Origin of the sequence: Shewanella sp. MTB7 (assembly GCF_027571385.1) — a bacterium.
Taxonomy (GTDB): domain Bacteria; phylum Pseudomonadota; class Gammaproteobacteria; order Enterobacterales; family Shewanellaceae; genus Shewanella.
In genome coordinates, this window is the sequence record NZ_CP085636.1 from 24,396 (window position 1) to 40,326 (window position 15,931).

The following is a 15,931-nucleotide window of genomic DNA, read 5'->3' on the forward strand; positions in this document are numbered from 1 at the left end:
ACTTAAATCTCATGTATTGAAGGGATGTATAAACTATTTGATATGCTTAGAATGCTTTTTCTACTTGTTTCATTTTCTATGTCCACTAACTCCCATTGAGTAAAATCAATTATTTTATTTATTAGCTTGAGCCCCAAACCGAATCCTGTTGAATTAATACAGTTCTCTTGATTTATATTAGAGTTCTCTATTGTGACTGAGTTCCTATTTTGGGAGACAATCACTTTACCTTCTTGAGTATGTTGAAAGGCGTTTCTAACTAAGTTGCTTAATACTATCTTCAATGCAACTGGGTAAGTTAAACATTCAAAGTCATCAAGGTTTAATTCAAGACTGACTGATTTCCCATGGAGTAGGTATCGGTTGTCTTCTATTACCTCTTTTAATAATAATGAAAGGTTAATGACTTCTCTATTCAGGTTCTCTAATTTTGAACAGTTTAACCACAACATGGTTTCAGTTAGATTAGTTAAATTCCATGCGCCACGTTCGAGCCGATTAATAACATCTTTTCGTTTTTCTGAACTCAATCTATCCCAGAACTTTAGTAGTTCGATATTATTTCGGATTACTGTTAATGGTGTACGCATTTCATGGTTGGTAAAATCAAGGAATTCTTTTTCATTTTTTATACTTTCTTTTGCTGTATTGATATTTGATTCAATTATCTGAGCTAAATTGTCTAGTTCTTGAAACCTAAATTTAATTCTACTTTGTGTCGATGTTTCCGAAGATAGAGCGGTTGCCCATTGCTTTAGTTGTTCGATGGGTTTAATCAATATGCTCAGTAACATTGCAATGGATGCCAAAAACATCAGTAGTATTGCAAGGCCTATAGACATAAATTGATCAGCATTAAGATGGTCCTGTTGGCAAAGACGTTCTGGTTGAAAACTGGGAAAGTACTTAGCAACAAATCGTCTTTGTCCCTGTGAATTAGTCAAATACAATACATAAACACCTGATTGTGGTTGAGCTAATATAGATGATCTAACTAATTGTTTTTTTAGTACATACTCATTTGAAGGGGGGGCATCAAACTGATTGGTTATACTTTGAGGGAGATCCATCCAGCGGCTAGCAACATAAAACCCAAGATGCTGGATGGGGTGGTCATCACTCACGTCAGGGATATCAGATGCCAGCGTCATGGTGTTTCTTAACTCGGTATCCATACCAATAAGGAAGTAATGTACACTGAGTGAAGAGCTAAAGAGTGTTAATGCTGAAACTGATAATATGGCTACTAATATTAAGTAGAGTTTAAAGCTATTCCTAATTTTCATCTTCTACCCGCAAGAATATTCCGTAACCTTTTATTGTTTTTATTTGTGGTAAGCATTTACTGTTAAATAATATTTTTCTCAGATTATAAATGTGAACTTTAAGTGCATCTGTTTTAGGGATGTCATCATTCCAGATATAAGATGCTATATATTGCTTGCTGACTAACTGATTTGAAAATAGAGAAATGCATTCAAGGATTTTGTATTCTATTGGTGGCATGCTAATTTCATTATCATCTACTATGACTTTTTTTAGTGTTTTATTAATGATTAGATTCTTAATGCAGATCATCTGACTTTGACCACTTCGTCTTTTACTAAGAACATTAACTCTAGCTAATAGCTCCTCCATGGCGAATGGTTTTACTAAGTAATCATCTGTTCCTGAGTCGAATCCAAGAAGTTTATCATTTATACTGGCTTTTGAAGTTAGCATAATTATAGGAGTATCGACTCCCTCACTTCTTAGACGCTTACATACCGAATATCCATCCATTCTGGGAATGTTAATGTCTAATATAATAGTTTTATAAATATTATCTTTAGCTAATTGATAGCCAGACTGACCGTTGTTAGCGTGGTCACACTGGATACCCATTAGTTCAAAATAATCGACTAGTGTGTGAGTTAAATCAAGATCATCTTCAATTAACAATACGATCATTATTTGCTCATTATATTATGATAAGTTATTGGTAATCCTAATTAACATATATATCACTACAATGGTAAAGTTATGGTTAAGGCTGGAACATGAAGGATTGTTAAATATTAAATTCTCGATATTGGTCACATATTTTTTAAGTTATGACTATTAATTGACATTGTCTTATATTGATTGGATTTGTATGTAAGCTAAAGAGGTGGTCTAGAAGGGGTTTTTATAGACCTAGTATTTTGGATGGAGAAAGATTGTTACCTAGAGTAAAGAGCGGTTGGGGGGCATGATAGGAATGCACCGAGATGTAGGAAGATTTCCCGCCATGTGCAACGTCTATATGTATACATCCCTGTATAAAAAAGCCTCAGATTACTCTGAGGCTTGATGTTTCTCCCAGGAACTAGCCCCTAGGTTCTCGTCACTTCTTTACTGAAGTAACGAGATATCTGCTACATGTAAGAACTGCTCGCGTAGGCTAGAAAGTAGCGCTAAACGGTTGTTCTTCAATGCTTCGTCATCGGCCATTACCATCACATCTTCGAAGAAGGTATCGACGCTCTCACGCAGTCCTGCCAGTAGTGCAAGGGCTTCTTGGTAATTGGCTGCAGCAAATAGTGGTGCCAGTTGTGGCTGCAGTTCATTAAGTTTGGCAGCTAATGCTTTCTCTGCATTTTCAACAAGTAGTTCAGCATTGATGTCAGTTGCTAACTCGCCTTCAACTTTTGCTAGAATATTAGATACACGCTTGTTAGCCGCTGCCAGTGCTGCAGCTTGTTCAAGGGTTATGAAGTGTGCGACCGCTTTGATACGGCTATCAAAATCTGCCGGTGAAGTTGGATTGCGCGCTAGCACAGCTAAAATTACATCGACACTAATGCCTTGATCCTGATACCAAGCACGGAAACGAGCCATGAAGAACTCGAGTACCTGTTCAGCAGTTTTATCATTAGTTAAGTTGCTACCATGAAGTGCCTGAGCCTTAGCGATAAGGTCAACAAGATCCAGCGGCAAATTATTTTCAAGACAGATACGCAAGACGCCGATAGCGGCACGACGTAGTGCAAATGGATCCGCAGCGCCTTTTGGAGCTTGTCCGATACCGAAGATTCCCACTAAAGTATCTAATTTCTCAGCCAAAGCCACACAAATTGAGATAGATGCTGTTGGCACTGTATCGCCAGAGAACTTAGGCTTATATTGCTCTTCTAGTGCAATGGCAACGGCTTCAGTTTCACCGTTTAGGCGAGCGTAATGCATGCCCATGGTGCCTTGTAGATCGGTGAACTCCATAACCATGTTGGTCATTAAGTCTGACTTAGAAAGAAGACCTGCGCGAGAAGCCTCTTCTGCATTGGCCCCTATTCTGGTGGCAATATAGCCAGCTATCTCAGAAATGCGCTCTACACGTTGTTTAATCGTGCCAAGTTGCTTCTGGAATACCACGGTTTCAAGACTGGTAAGCCGTGATTCCAGTGACTCTTTCTTGTCGTTTTCAAAGAAAAACTCTGCATCGGCAAGACGTGGACGAACCACTTTCTCGTTACCCGATATGATCACCTGAGGATCTTTTGATTCGATGTTAGTCACGAAAATAAAGTGAGGTAACAATTTGCCGGCTTTATCGAATACAGGGAAGTATTTCTGATCGCCTTTCATGGTGTAAACCAAGGCTTCTGCTGGCACATCGAGGAACTTCTCTTCGAAGTTAGCCGTTAACACAACTGGCCATTCGACAAGCGAGGTGACCTCTTCAAGCAATGCATCTTCTAGGTCAGCAACGCCACCAATTTTGGCTGCCGCAGCTTCAGCATCCGCTTTAATGATTGCTTTACGTACTTCATAATCAGCAAGTACCATACCTTGTTCTTTCAGTGCTGAAAGGTAATTATCGGCATGATCTAGCTCAAAACTCTTTTTACCCATGAATCTATGTCCACGGATAACACGGGCAGACTTTATGCCCAGCAACTCACCTTCAACTAATTCGCTACCCAGTAGCATTGTCACAGTATGAACAGGACGGATAAATTGTGTCTTGTTGCTACCCCAGCGCATTGGCTTAGAGATCGGCAATTTATCTAGTGCACGTTGCGCCATATCACTGATTAGGCCTTTTGTTTCTACACCGACAATTTTGGCTTGATGCAGTAACCATTCACCTTTGTCCGTTTTTAAGCGTTCTGCTTGCTCAACGGTAATACCGTTGCCACGTGCCCAGCCCATCGCGGCCTTAGTTGGGTTACCTTCAGCGTCGAATGCCTGCGCAACCGCTGGACCACGTTTTTCTACGACCTTGTCTGCTTGTGCCAAAACCAATTGGTTTATTGTAAAAGCTAGACGGCGTGGAGCTGCATGCCAGACGGCAGATTCAAAGCTTATTTCTGCTTTATTGAGCTCGTCGGTAAAGTTACTAACAAAAGACTCAGCAAGTTTACGCAGAGCTTTTGGAGGTAGCTCCTCTGTACCGACTTCAATGAGTAAGTTTTCAAAATTCATTCTATGTACCTCTACTTACACATTGGGAAGCCAAGAGCTTCACGGGCTTGATAATAGGATTCAGCAACGCCTTTGGCCATAGTTCGAACGCGTAGAATATAACGCTGGCGCTCGGTCACTGAGATGGCATGACGTGCATCTAGCAAGTTAAAGGCATGAGAAGCTTTCATTACTTGCTCATAAGCAGGTAATGGCAGTGGTTTTTCGAGGTTCAATAAACGCTGACAGGCAATTTCGCAATCATCAAACAGCTTAAACTGTACATCCACATCGGCATGTTCGAAGTTATAGGTTGATTGCTCAACTTCATTTTGGTGAAATATATCACCATACATGATTTTGCCCATAGGACCATCAGTCCACACAAGATCGTAAACGCTATCAACTTCCTGAATGTACATCGCCAGACGCTCAAGACCGTAAGTGATCTCGCCGGTAACCGGTGTACATTCTAGTCCGCCAACCTGTTGGAAATAGGTAAATTGTGACACCTCCATGCCATTGAGCCAGATTTCCCAACCTAGACCCCAAGCGCCCAGAGTCGGTGATTCCCAGTTGTCTTCAACGAAACGAACATCATGTACATTCATGTCGACGCCAAGAGCCTCAAGAGAGCCAAGGTAGAGCTCTTGAATATTGTCAGGAGATGGCTTTAAGACGACCTGAAATTGATAATAGTGCTGTAGACGGTTAGGATTCTCACCATAACGGCCATCAGTAGGTCGGCGACATGGTTGTACATAAGCACTGCTCATTGGCTCAGGACCTAATGAACGTAAGAAAGTTTGTGGGTGGAAAGTACCTGCACCAACTTCCATGTCTAGAGGTTGAACGATTGCGCAACCTTGTTGCGCCCAGTATTCCTGCAGGGTAAAAATGAACCCTTGGAATGTCTTTACGTCATGTTTCGTCGTCATGTCTACTCTATACGCCGTCAGGATGATACCAACCTCTCTTTATGCTATTTGAACATGCAGAGTTAGCTTGGAAATTGAAAAAATGTGTTTAATTATACCTTGTCGTCATGGGCTTATGTAGGTTATTTTTTATCTCATCAAGTAATTTAGGAATTTTTTACTATGGAAATGCAACGTTGTAGCTGGGTTGGTGATGATGACATCTATCAGCAATACCACGATAAGGTCTGGGGACGACCGGTTTACGATAGCCAGGAGTTATTTGCCAAGCTTTGTCTCGATGGTCAGCAGGCTGGCTTATCTTGGATCACCATCCTCAAAAAGCAGAAAAATTATGAAGCTGCTTTTGCTAATTTTGACCCGGCGATTATTGCTAAGTTTGATGATACTAAGGTGGAGGCGTTACTACAGGATAAAGGCATAGTGCGTAATCGATTAAAAGTAAACTCGATCATCAAAAACGCCCGTGGCTATATGGCCAACTTTTCTGATACCAAGGGTGAATGTAGTGCTGACTTTTCACAGTTCCTGTGGGATTTTGTTGGTGGAAAACCGATGGTAAATACATTTGGTTCGATGTCAGAGGTTCCGACTCAGACTCCAGAGTCGGAAGCTATGTCTAAGGCGCTGAAAAAACTTGGTTTTAACTTTGTTGGCCCTACGATCTGTTATGCCTTTATGCAAGCGGTGGGCATGGTGAATGATCATACAACAGATTGTTTTTGTTATGATTTAGAAGTCCCTATGGAAAACTAAGAAAGGTTCTAGGACCTAGGAAGATCAAAAGTATGGACGAACACTTCGCTGACGGATTACGGAACGCTCGAAAGCTCACTCACAGAAAAGGTAAAAATTTGAAAGGAAAGGAGGCTTGGTAGTTTGATGCTAGAACCTAGAACCTGCTAGTACTCAAGCCTAGAACCCGAAAATAATAAAGGAGTGTTCCACGTGGAACACTCCTTTTGTTTTCACATAAATATTTTTAACAGCGGAGCTGATTTCAAATTATTTTTAGCTTTTTCACTTAAAAAATAATTTTCCTACAATTAAAATTTGCCAATAAAGTTAGCCAGATTTTAAAGTTAAAAATCGATACTAAAGTTCAAAAAAGAATGGTTTTCGCTTTTCTTTGTCACCATTGAGTTGATCCATCGTCTCAGAATTGTATAACTTTCCATTGACCATGGTATAAGTGACCCGATCTGTTACGCGGATATCATCAAGTGGATTGCCATCAATAACGATAAGGTCAGCAAGTTTTCCTGGCTTGATTGAGCCAAGCTGATGATCCATGGCAAAGTGCTTAGCTGGATTGATCGTGGCCGTTTTGAGAACTTCAAGATTACTCATGCCACCTTGGGCAAACATCCACATCTCCCAATGAGCGGCTAAACCTTCACGCTGACCATGAGCACCGATATTTGGTTTAATGCCTAAATCGTTCATCTCGTTGGCAACTCGGGCAACATTGAAATGGTTGTAATGTTCATCCGGCGCTGTTGGACGACGCATTGAACGTGCTTGTAGCAGATCACCTGGTACGTATTTAGACAGTCTTGGATGAGCCCAAACATCAGTTTTGTCATACCAATAGTTTTCACCAGATATACCGCCATAGGCGACGACTAGAGTTGGGGTATAACCGACTTCAGTCTGACTCCAGAACTGTTTTATATCCTTGTAGATAGCAGCTGCGGGTAGCGAATGTTCAATACCCGTATGTCCATCTGCGATCATCGTGAGGTTATGTTGCAATAAGCTACCACCTTCAGGCACAACCATCATCTCCAGCTCTCGAGCGGCAGCTATCACTTGCTGCCTTTGATCACGACGAGGTTGGTTGTAACTCTTAACACTGAAGGCGCCGACTTTCTTTAGACGCTCCAGATGGAATTTAGCGTCCTCAAGTGAATCTATGTGTGATGTGTAACCTGGTGCATTTGCGCCGTAGAGAATGGTTCCGGTAGAAAAGATACGAGGACCTGCAATATTGCCTGCTTTTTGTTGTTCCGCAGCGGCAAAAATCTCGGTAGTATCGTTAGATGGATCATGAATTGCTGTTACGCCTAGGGCGAGGTTGGCGTAGAGTTCCCAGTTTTGTTGTGGGATGATCTCATTTTCACCTTGAGATCCATGGGCATGAGCATCGAATAATCCAGGCATTAAACTCTTACCAGTAATATCGATCACTTGCGCGCCACTTGGTATCTCTGTGCTGGCATCTCCTACGGTAATAATATGGTTGTCTTTAACTATTACTACACCATTTTCAATTACCTTATCATCTTCCATTGTGATGATATTGCCACCTACAAAAGCAATGGTTCCACGTGGAACATCGGCTTTTTGTGTAAAGCCAAGGTCAGTGACTTTAGGCTCACTGGCTTTATCTATTTCACTATCTGTAGCATCCGATTTCTTAACAGAATACGCAGTGTCCACATCGACTTGATAGAGTTCAGGGCCTAGGGTCCAGTAAAGTTGATCGCTAGCATTGTTCCAGCTGATGCTTTCACCAGCGCGAACGCTGAGCTGAGTAACTGGAAGGTTGTTGGCTTTTGGCCCTATTTCTATGGTTTCACCATGTTTAGCAAAAGGGGTAACCCAAACTTTAAATCGCTCAGCAAAGGCTAGATGTTTGCCGTCGGAAGAGATGCGGAATTCGGTAGCATGCTTACTAGTATAGTGAACCCGTTTTTGAAAACCATCCAGATTAATAGATGCTAGCTCTGGGGTTTCACCGTGATCCATAAAATAGACCCGATCCGATTCAGCACCAAATTGAGGCTGGTAACCATCTGAAGTGATCTTAGTATTCTGCTTACCTTTGATATCTACTCGATAGAGTCCAGTTTCCTGTGACCAGATTCTTGGGGTGATATTTCCGCCTTTAGCTTTGCGATAAACCACAAATGAACCGTCAGGTGAGAAGGTGGGTTCTACATACTTTCCTGGTTCTTTAGTCAGGGTGTTAACTCTTTTGTTTCTGACGTTAGCAACGCGCACGCTGCCTTGATCTTCATCATCCCAAGTAGTGAATACGATACTTTTACCGTCGCGAGACCATTGAGGAAATAGTTCTCTTAGTTCAGCATCGAGCTTAGTTAGTCGAGTATGCTTACCATCTGACTTTCCATCAGTGAGGGATTTTACCCATAGCTTGCCAAGCGCTTCATAGACGACCTTCTTGCCATCTGGTGATACTTGGGCCATACGTAGCATCTTCACGTCAAAGGTGTCTTCATCTAAGTTCTGCGTGAAGCGAACTGATGGTTGGACATCCAGTTGAGTCTTGATTGAGAAGGGGATCTGTTCGACTGACTTTGACTCGACATCAAGCTTATTAATTTTACCGCCGGCCCAGAAGACGATCTCTTCATTATCACTGGTCCAGCTCATGCTTGGGTAGACACCATGGATAGCCCAGGTCTCTTGCATGTCTCTGTCTAGCTTACCGTAGAGCTTGTCGGTTTTACCTGACTTTAGATCTAATAGATATAGGGATGACTGGAAACCATCACGTTTAATATAAGCGAGTTTAGTTCCATCAGGACTTGGCGTAGGTCGAATAGCACCACCAGTGCCTTCGATGAGCACTTCTATATCACCTGTTTGAGTGTCATAGCGTTTTATCTTGTAGATGCCTTTGACTGAGTCTTTCGAGTAATGGAACGTTTTACCCGGAGTCGCGTCTTGGCTGAAGTAGATATAGCGGCCATCGGGAGAGTAGGCCGGTTCACCAAGATCTTTTTGTTCATTTGGGCGTTCGGTAAGCTTGACTCCTTCACCGCCAGCAACATGGTACATCCAGACTTCGCCAGCACCTAGACTGCGAGAACTGGTGTAGTGCTTACGGGCAACTAAGTATTGTGAGTCAGGGCTCCAAGCTGGACTGTTCAATAGTCTGAATGCCTCTTCGGTTACCGCTCTTGGATTGCTGCCATCGGCTTCCATTATCCAGATATTGTCACCGCCATCCTCATCTGAGGTGAAGGCGATATACTTACCGTTAGGGCTATATACGGGTTGCATCTGCCAAGCGATACCCTTTGCTAGCACTTTAGCTTCGCCACCTTCAATCGGAATTTGATAGATGTCACCTAACATGTCGAATACGATATGTTCCCCATCCGGGCTGACACTGACATTCATCCATGTGCCTTCGGTGACATTGATATCTACTTTTTCTAATGGTGCATTGGCGGGGGCATTGACTTGCCACTTTGCTACCTTTTCAGCAGAAGCCTCTTCGGCAAATGAGGGTGAACTAAAGCTAAGTGCTATTGCAGCACACAGTGGAGTTAATCTATTTTTTAGCATTGGGTCCCTTAATAGATCTGCTATGCATCTCTATGTTGGCCGCGGAACGGCATTTTTTAGTTATTGTTATGAGTTACTGCTTGGTTTAGCTTGTTGTCGATAATGATGTTTCTGTAAAATATTGGTGTTATTTATCGCATATTTAAGGAAGGAGTAAAACAAAAACCGTGTAGCAATTTTGTTAACGAAAGTGTTGGCGAGAGAAGTCTTTCATGATGATGAAAGACTCAGTAACAAAGAATTGGTTTGACTCTGTTATTGAGGTGACTGACGCCTTATTAACGAGTTGAGGTTAGCACTGCTCAGGGTGTTTCTGAAATGGTAACTACATCACCTTGAGTGATTTGCGCATCATTCAAGACACGACAAGTGACTCCACCTCGCCAATCTGGAGTGAGCGCTTTCTCCAAACCAGCTTGTGCTATCTCCATTTTTTTACAAGGATCTGTCTCACCAGTTATCAGTAATTCTAAGTCGCCAATTTTTAACCGCTTACCTAGGTCTGCAGTTGAAAAAGTATAATCTTCAATAAGTAAGTTAGCGCGCCTAATAGTCCAGGGGAGTTGGATATTGATCTCTGCACAAACGATGTCCCACTGATCTTGCGACATCACTGTGACTTGCCGTTTACCTGGCCGACCAAAGAAGTCTTGCTCTACGCCTGAAGATTTAGTTACCTGAGCAGTATCGACCAGCGTCATTGGACCTTGTCTCATTGGCTTAAAGCCTATTGCTGACAGTGTTGGCATCATCTCTCCTATTACTTTCATGTTCTATTGAGTCAGAAAGCTTAGGCTCGCCTATAAACCTTTTTGGATCAAGTATTGGTATGGCGTTGTTGCTGTTTGGCTGGCGATAAGCTTATGATCCATAAATTCGCAGAAACTGGGAATATCACGGGTCGTTGCTGGATCATCGGCAATAATAAGTAAGGTTTCACCTTGAGCCATCTTACGTACAGATTTACGAACCATCATTACCGGTTCCGGACATCTGAGTCCAAGTGCGTCAAGTTGGTGTTGTGCTTGTGAAAATGGATCGCTCATGTGTTTAACCTAATTGCCCTAATCGGTTTTTTCCAAGTGACTAATATTACGCTAGGTGTAAAACGATGCCAAGTTCGGCGGGGTACTTTGTGAATATAGAGCTCTTGGATTCGCGCTTCTCAGTGTTCCACGTGGAACATTCTGCAGATTACTCTGCTTATGCTGTAAGTGCTACAAAATGCGCTTTGGTTAGTTGTTGCAGGCTGGCTGGAGCCAGTTCTATATCTAAGCCACGCTTACCACCACTGACATACATCTGTTCGAGTGTCTGGGCAGAGATATCAATATAAGTGACTAAAGGGCGCTTCTGTCCTAGAGGGCTGACACCACCAAGTACATATCCCGTAGAACGCTTCACTTCTTGAGCCGATGCCATGGCGGCTTTTTTAACACCAGCGGCTTTGGCCAAGTGTTTCATATTTAGCATCTCTGCCACGGGGATTATGGCGACTACCAGTTTCTCATTGTCTAGCTTGACGACTAAGGTTTTAAATACCAAAGCTGTATCTAAATTCAATTTAGTAGCTGCTTCTATCCCATAGGCGCCAGCATTGGCTTCGTGGTGATACTCATGAATTTGGTATGCTAGCTTAGCTTTTTTTAACGCATTAATCGCCGGGGTCATAATTTGGTCCTTGGAAGATAATCTATTCAGTCAACGTTAACTTCATTACTAGTACATCAACATTGTGGTAATTGACTCGCTCAATGTTCTTCCACCCCATCCTCTTGTAGAGACCGCCTGTGTGATCTTCGGTTTGTAGGTATAACTCTTTGACACCGTGCTGTTTGGCTAACTGCAAAATACCTGAGATCAGTTTCTGAGCGACAGCATTTCCTCTGTAGTTACGGTCAACATATACACCGCCTAGCCAATGCGAGCTTTCCGGGTAAGTGCTCATCTCCTGAAAGCGCAACTGTGCTGCTGCGATGACTTGTGTATCTCCACTGTTATCCTTATTTGTCGCTAAGAGTATCAAGGGTAACGTGTTTAGATTTAGGTAGTCTTCGAGCTTTGTCTCTAACGTCAGCGTCGAGCGGCTATCGTCGTCTGCAATATACCCCCATTCATCGCTATACCATTTAGCAATTTGTGGAATAGCTTCGGGTCTATTTGCGATTAACATCAGTTCCATTTAAAAAATGTCCTTAGATTGTGAACCAGTTTTGACCGTTTGCTTGCCCTGGGTCAAGTGTGAATAGGCATTATACCAATTGCATTAAGTATCTGTTCATTCAGCGGGAATTCAAAGCGCTGAAGGCAAGGGCTATGCTCCTGCAATACCAACATTCACCACATCCATGTGGCTTGCGGATGATTGAAGCTAATAGTTATTCTCGGCTCTGGCATCCTGCTTCGCCCTAACTTCTGCATCCATGCAGTTGTATATATAAATCATTCAACACAGCATCCAGCGTTTTGAAACCCGCCCTATGGGAGGCGCTCAAACATTCCACTTCTGCTTTGCATTGACTTACAAGGGAGTAACCATTCTTTCATCAACACGCCTTGAATGAAAAATTTGAGCGCCTCTGATTTGATAACATATTTAATGTAATTGGTATTAAAGGGAAGCGTAAATTAAGGTTAGAGGATAATCCATGTCGAACGAAAAAATCCTAGTAACAAGTCACTAGGATTTTTTATAACTAATTTAAAACAGTTGGTTTTATAAACTTATGGACGTTCAAATATCGTAGCTATACCTTGGCCTAAACCGATACACATGGTCGCTAAACCGTATTTTGCATCTTTGGCTTCCATCAAGTTAATCAGCGTTGTAGAGATACGAGTACCAGAACAACCCAGTGGATGACCCAAAGCGATAGCGCCACCGTTAAGGTTAACCTTCTCATCAACCACATCCATCAAACCTAAGTCTTTCACACAAGGAAGTGATTGAGCTGCGAAGGCTTCATTGAGCTCGATAACATCGATGTCATCGATAGTTAGACCGGCACGTTCAAGCGCTTTCTTGGTCGCAGGTACTGGACCGTAACCCATAATCGCAGCATCACAACCGGCAATAGCCATTGAGCGAATACGTGCTCGAATAGGCAGACCTAAAGCTTTCGCTTTCTCCTCTTCCATTACTAGCATGGCCGAAGCGCCATCAGACAGTGCCGACGAAGTTCCTGCTGTTACAGTACCATTTGCAGGATCAAATGCAGGACGTAAGCCTGCAAGAGATTCCATAGAGGTTTCTGGACGAATAACTTCATCATGCTCAACCTTGATCAATACACCATTGGCATCGTGACCTTCGATTGGGTGGATCTCATTAGCAAAACGTCCCTCAACAGTCGCAGCATGAGCGCGTTGATGTGAACGTACTGCAAATGCATCTTGCTGCTCACGAGTGATGCCGTGCATTTTGCCTAGCATCTCTGCAGTAAGCCCCATCATGCCTGACGCTTTTGCGACATTGTTGGCAAGACCTGGATGGAAATCGACACCATGATTCATAGGCACGTGACCCATGTGCTCTACACCGCCGACGATAAAGGTATCACCTTGACCAGTCATGATAGCGCGTGTTGCTTGATGTAGTGCATCCATAGATGAACCACAAAGGCGATTTACAGTGACGGCACCTGCTTCTTTCGGAATGCCAGCAAGTAGCGATGCATTTCGAGCGATATTAAAGCCTTGTTCTAGTGTTTGTTGTACACAACCCCAAATAACATCTTCGATGTCCTTAGGATCTAGTTTTGGATTTCGAACCAATAGTGCTTTCATCAACTCTGCTGAGAGTGTCTCTGCACGTACATTTCTAAATACTCCAGCCTTAGAGCGACCCATGGGAGTTCGAATGCAATCTACGATAACGGCTTGTTTCATTGTTCTATTCCTTCCCACTTATTAAGCTTGATAGTAGCTGCCATTTTTAGCGGCAAGTTCGCGCATTGCATCTGTGACTTGATATAGACCACCTAGGTGAGCATACTTATCAGCAAGAGCAACGAAGTTAGCGACACCCATAGTATCGATATAGCGGAATACACCACCTCTGAATGGCGGGAAACCAAGACCAAAGACTAGGCCCATGTCCGCTTCAGCTGGCGTAGCAATAATGCCTTCTTCGAGACAGCGTACTGTTTCGATAATCATAGGGATCATAGTACGTGCGATGATTTCATCGGATTCAAAAGCTTTAAGCTCACCAAATTCGGCACCTAATAGCTCATAGCTGCTTGGGTCGACATCTTTCTTTGGCTTGCCGCGGCGATCTACTGAGTATGCGTAGAAACCTTTACTGTTCTTTTGTCCGAAGCGATCCGCTTCAAACATAATGTCGATAGCATCTTTACCATTTTTCCCCATACGATCTGGGAAGCCTTCCGCCATAACAGCTTGAGCATGGTGACCCGTATCGATACCCACTACGTCGAGTAGGTATGCTGGGCCCATAGGCCAGCCAAATTGCTTTTCCATCACTTTATCGATAGCAACAAAGTCAGCGCCATCGGCAAGTAGGCCACTGAAGCCCGCAAAGTAGGGGAAGAGTACGCGGTTGACAAAGAAGCCTGGGCAATCATTAACAACGATAGGGGTTTTGCCCATCTTACTGGCATAAGCCACAACTGATGCTACTGTTTCTTCAGAGCTGTTTTCACCGCGAATAACTTCTACTAGCGGCATCTTATGTACAGGATTAAAGAAGTGCATACCACAGAAGCGTTCAGGCTTCTTGAGGCTCTTAGCGAGTAGGTTGATAGAGATAGTTGATGTATTTGAAGTGATGATGGCATCATCAGATACATGTTGCTCAACTTCGGCAAGTACCATTGATTTAACTTTTGGATGTTCAACAACCGCTTCGACCACCACATCGACATCTTTCACTGGGATGTAATCCAGTGTTGCCGTGATATTGTTGAGTACTTTGGCCATTTTTTCAGGCGTTGAACGGCCACGTTTAATTTGTGTAGCAAGTAACTTAGATGCTTCGCCTAAACCAAGTTCGAGAGCGGGTTGCGCGATGTCTTTCATGACAATCGGTGTCCCTTTACTTGCGCTCTGGTAAGCGATTCCACCACCCATGATGCCGGCACCGAGTACTGCTGCCGTATCGATCTTCTTCGCCAGTTTGCCAGCCTTCTTTGCTTTACCTTTAACGAACTGGTCGTTAAGGAACACACCAATAAGGGCCTGAGCTACGTCAGTTTTTGCGAGTTTGATAAAAGCTTGATGTTCTATTTTAAGCGCATCGGCACGTTTACAGCGAGCTGCTTGCTCGATAACGCCAATAGCAGCCATTGGCGCAGGGTAGTGTTTACCTGCTACCTTAAATACCATGCCCTTTGCGGTCGCAAACGACATCATAGCTTCAAGTTTTGGTAGATTGAGCGGTGCCTGCTTCTTAGCACGACGAGCCTGCCAATCTAATTTCTCTGCAAGGGCTTCTTTTAACATGGCGATAGCCGATGCTTGTAAATTTTCCGGAGCAACAACGGCGTCAATAGCGCCCACTTTTAAAGCTGCTTCCGGCTTGTGATCTTTACCTGTGGTTATCCACTCAAGTGCGTTATCGGCACCAATCAGACGAGGTAAGCGAACAGTTCCGCCAAAGCCAGGGATTAGTCCCAGTTTCGTTTCAGGAAGGCCCAGTCTGGCTGTGGTATCAGCAATACGGAAGTCGGTTGCTAGTACGGTCTCGAATCCACCGCCGAGTGCAAAACCGTTAATGGCTGAGATAGTTGGGAACGGTAGATCTTCAATTTTGTTGAAAACATCATTTGCTTCGGCAATCCAAGGAAGAAGTACACTATCTTCTTGAGCAAATAAACCGAGGAACTCTGTGATGTCAGCACCAACAATAAAAGCGCCTTTGGCTGACGTCAGGATCAGAGCTTGAATTTTTGACTCTTGCTTAATCGCGTCTAATGCAGCATTGAGTGAGTCTATTGTCTCTCTGTCTAGTTTATTGACTGAGCCAGCAGCGTTAAAGCATAACCGGGCAATATTGTCTTCAAGTAATTCAACCTGAATCGTAGGACTTTGGTAGATCATTGCTTGCTTCCTTTTGCGTGATACGTGCCTTTAATTATATGTAGCGAGGGTAACGTCGTTAACTCAGCGCAGGTCATCAACTGACCAGATACTTCTCAGTGTGCGACGAATTGAATCAAATTACAACACCCAATTTAAACAGGTGTTTGATTGCTGTGTGGGTAGAGTGATTTTTATGCTTTATGTTAAAC

General features: G+C 43.1%; 12 protein-coding genes. 1 reads left to right on the forward strand and 11 read right to left on the reverse strand.

Translation table 11 applies throughout. The features are described 5' to 3' along the window. Window positions 1-2: 2 nt before the first annotated feature. The 4 genes from HWQ47_RS00100 to glyQ all read right to left on the reverse strand — a co-directional run bounded on the left by HWQ47_RS00100 (window position 3) and on the right by glyQ (window position 5,360). A complete protein-coding gene (locus tag HWQ47_RS00100; protein WP_269969195.1) occupies window positions 3-1,151 on the reverse strand; it encodes a sensor histidine kinase in 1,149 nt (382 codons plus the stop codon). A gap of 124 nt (window positions 1,152-1,275) precedes the next feature. Further along, complete coding sequence (locus HWQ47_RS00105; RefSeq protein ID WP_269969196.1) at window positions 1,276-1,950, reverse strand: response regulator transcription factor; 675 nt, start codon at window positions 1,948-1,950, stop codon at window positions 1,276-1,278. A gap of 423 nt (window positions 1,951-2,373) precedes the next feature. Then, window positions 2,374-4,443 carry a glycine--tRNA ligase subunit beta gene (glyS, locus tag HWQ47_RS00110; protein ID WP_269969197.1) on the reverse strand — a complete coding sequence of 690 codons (2,070 nt, stop codon included), beginning with the start codon at window positions 4,441-4,443 and terminating at the stop codon, window positions 2,374-2,376. 11 nt (window positions 4,444-4,454) lie between these two features. Continuing rightward, on the reverse strand, window positions 4,455-5,360 hold the full coding sequence (gene glyQ, locus HWQ47_RS00115) for a glycine--tRNA ligase subunit alpha (protein ID WP_269969198.1): 906 nt from the start codon (window positions 5,358-5,360) through the stop codon (window positions 4,455-4,457). 162 nt (window positions 5,361-5,522) lie between these two features. Between glyQ and HWQ47_RS00120 the strand changes: the two genes are divergently transcribed. Further along, a complete protein-coding gene (locus tag HWQ47_RS00120) occupies window positions 5,523-6,116 on the forward strand; it encodes a DNA-3-methyladenine glycosylase I (RefSeq protein WP_269969199.1) in 594 nt (197 codons plus the stop codon). 339 nt (window positions 6,117-6,455) lie between these two features. Here HWQ47_RS00120 and HWQ47_RS00125 read toward each other — a convergent pair whose 3' ends face one another. From HWQ47_RS00125 to fadB, 7 genes are all read right to left on the reverse strand, one after another. Beyond that, window positions 6,456-9,680 (reverse strand): amidohydrolase family protein, encoded by a 3,225-nt coding sequence (locus tag HWQ47_RS00125; protein WP_269969200.1) that lies wholly within the window; start codon window positions 9,678-9,680, stop codon window positions 6,456-6,458. Window positions 9,681-9,982: 302 nt separating this feature from the next. After that, window positions 9,983-10,429, reverse strand: a complete 447-nt coding sequence (locus tag HWQ47_RS00130) for an MOSC domain-containing protein (RefSeq protein ID WP_269971881.1) — start codon at window positions 10,427-10,429, stop codon at window positions 9,983-9,985. A gap of 51 nt (window positions 10,430-10,480) precedes the next feature. After that, on the reverse strand, window positions 10,481-10,726 hold the full coding sequence (gene tusA, locus HWQ47_RS00135) for a sulfurtransferase TusA (protein WP_269969201.1): 246 nt from the start codon (window positions 10,724-10,726) through the stop codon (window positions 10,481-10,483). A 157-nt stretch (window positions 10,727-10,883) separates the two neighbouring features. Continuing rightward, window positions 10,884-11,351 carry a Cys-tRNA(Pro) deacylase gene (gene ybaK, locus HWQ47_RS00140; protein WP_269969202.1) on the reverse strand — a complete coding sequence of 156 codons (468 nt, stop codon included), beginning with the start codon at window positions 11,349-11,351 and terminating at the stop codon, window positions 10,884-10,886. A 22-nt stretch (window positions 11,352-11,373) separates the two neighbouring features. Further along, window positions 11,374-11,862 (reverse strand): GNAT family N-acetyltransferase, encoded by a 489-nt coding sequence (locus tag HWQ47_RS00145; protein ID WP_269969203.1) that lies wholly within the window; start codon window positions 11,860-11,862, stop codon window positions 11,374-11,376. Between the two features lie 542 nt (window positions 11,863-12,404). Continuing rightward, on the reverse strand, window positions 12,405-13,568 hold the full coding sequence (gene fadA, locus HWQ47_RS00150) for an acetyl-CoA C-acyltransferase FadA (protein WP_269969204.1): 1,164 nt from the start codon (window positions 13,566-13,568) through the stop codon (window positions 12,405-12,407). 21 nt (window positions 13,569-13,589) lie between these two features. Then, window positions 13,590-15,740: a fatty acid oxidation complex subunit alpha FadB gene (fadB, locus tag HWQ47_RS00155; protein ID WP_269969205.1), complete on the reverse strand. Its 2,151-nt coding sequence runs from the start codon at window positions 15,738-15,740 to the stop codon at window positions 13,590-13,592. Between the last annotated feature and the right edge of the window lie 191 nt (window positions 15,741-15,931).

Excerpts from the sequence above, each read along its gene's own strand:
- HWQ47_RS00120 (WP_269969199.1), top strand. The coding sequence starts at position 5,523 with ATGGAAATGCAACGTTGTAGCTGGGTTGGTGATGATGACATCTATCAG.
- tusA (WP_269969201.1), bottom strand. The coding sequence starts at position 10,726 with ATGAGCGATCCATTTTCACAAGCACAACACCAACTTGACGCACTTGGA.
- HWQ47_RS00130 (WP_269971881.1), bottom strand. The coding sequence starts at position 10,429 with ATGCCAACACTGTCAGCAATAGGCTTTAAGCCAATGAGACAAGGTCCA.
- ybaK (WP_269969202.1), bottom strand. The coding sequence starts at position 11,351 with ATGACCCCGGCGATTAATGCGTTAAAAAAAGCTAAGCTAGCATACCAA.
- HWQ47_RS00100 (WP_269969195.1), bottom strand. The coding sequence starts at position 1,151 with ATGACGCTGGCATCTGATATCCCTGACGTGAGTGATGACCACCCCATC.
- HWQ47_RS00105 (WP_269969196.1), bottom strand. The coding sequence starts at position 1,950 with ATGATCGTATTGTTAATTGAAGATGATCTTGATTTAACTCACACACTA.
- glyQ (WP_269969198.1), bottom strand. The coding sequence starts at position 5,360 with ATGACGACGAAACATGACGTAAAGACATTCCAAGGGTTCATTTTTACC.
- fadA (WP_269969204.1), bottom strand. The coding sequence starts at position 13,568 with ATGAAACAAGCCGTTATCGTAGATTGCATTCGAACTCCCATGGGTCGC.
- fadB (WP_269969205.1), bottom strand. The coding sequence starts at position 15,740 with ATGATCTACCAAAGTCCTACGATTCAGGTTGAATTACTTGAAGACAAT.
- HWQ47_RS00125 (WP_269969200.1), bottom strand. The coding sequence starts at position 9,680 with ATGCTAAAAAATAGATTAACTCCACTGTGTGCTGCAATAGCACTTAGC.
- glyS (WP_269969197.1), bottom strand. The coding sequence starts at position 4,443 with ATGAATTTTGAAAACTTACTCATTGAAGTCGGTACAGAGGAGCTACCT.
- HWQ47_RS00145 (WP_269969203.1), bottom strand. The coding sequence starts at position 11,862 with ATGGAACTGATGTTAATCGCAAATAGACCCGAAGCTATTCCACAAATT.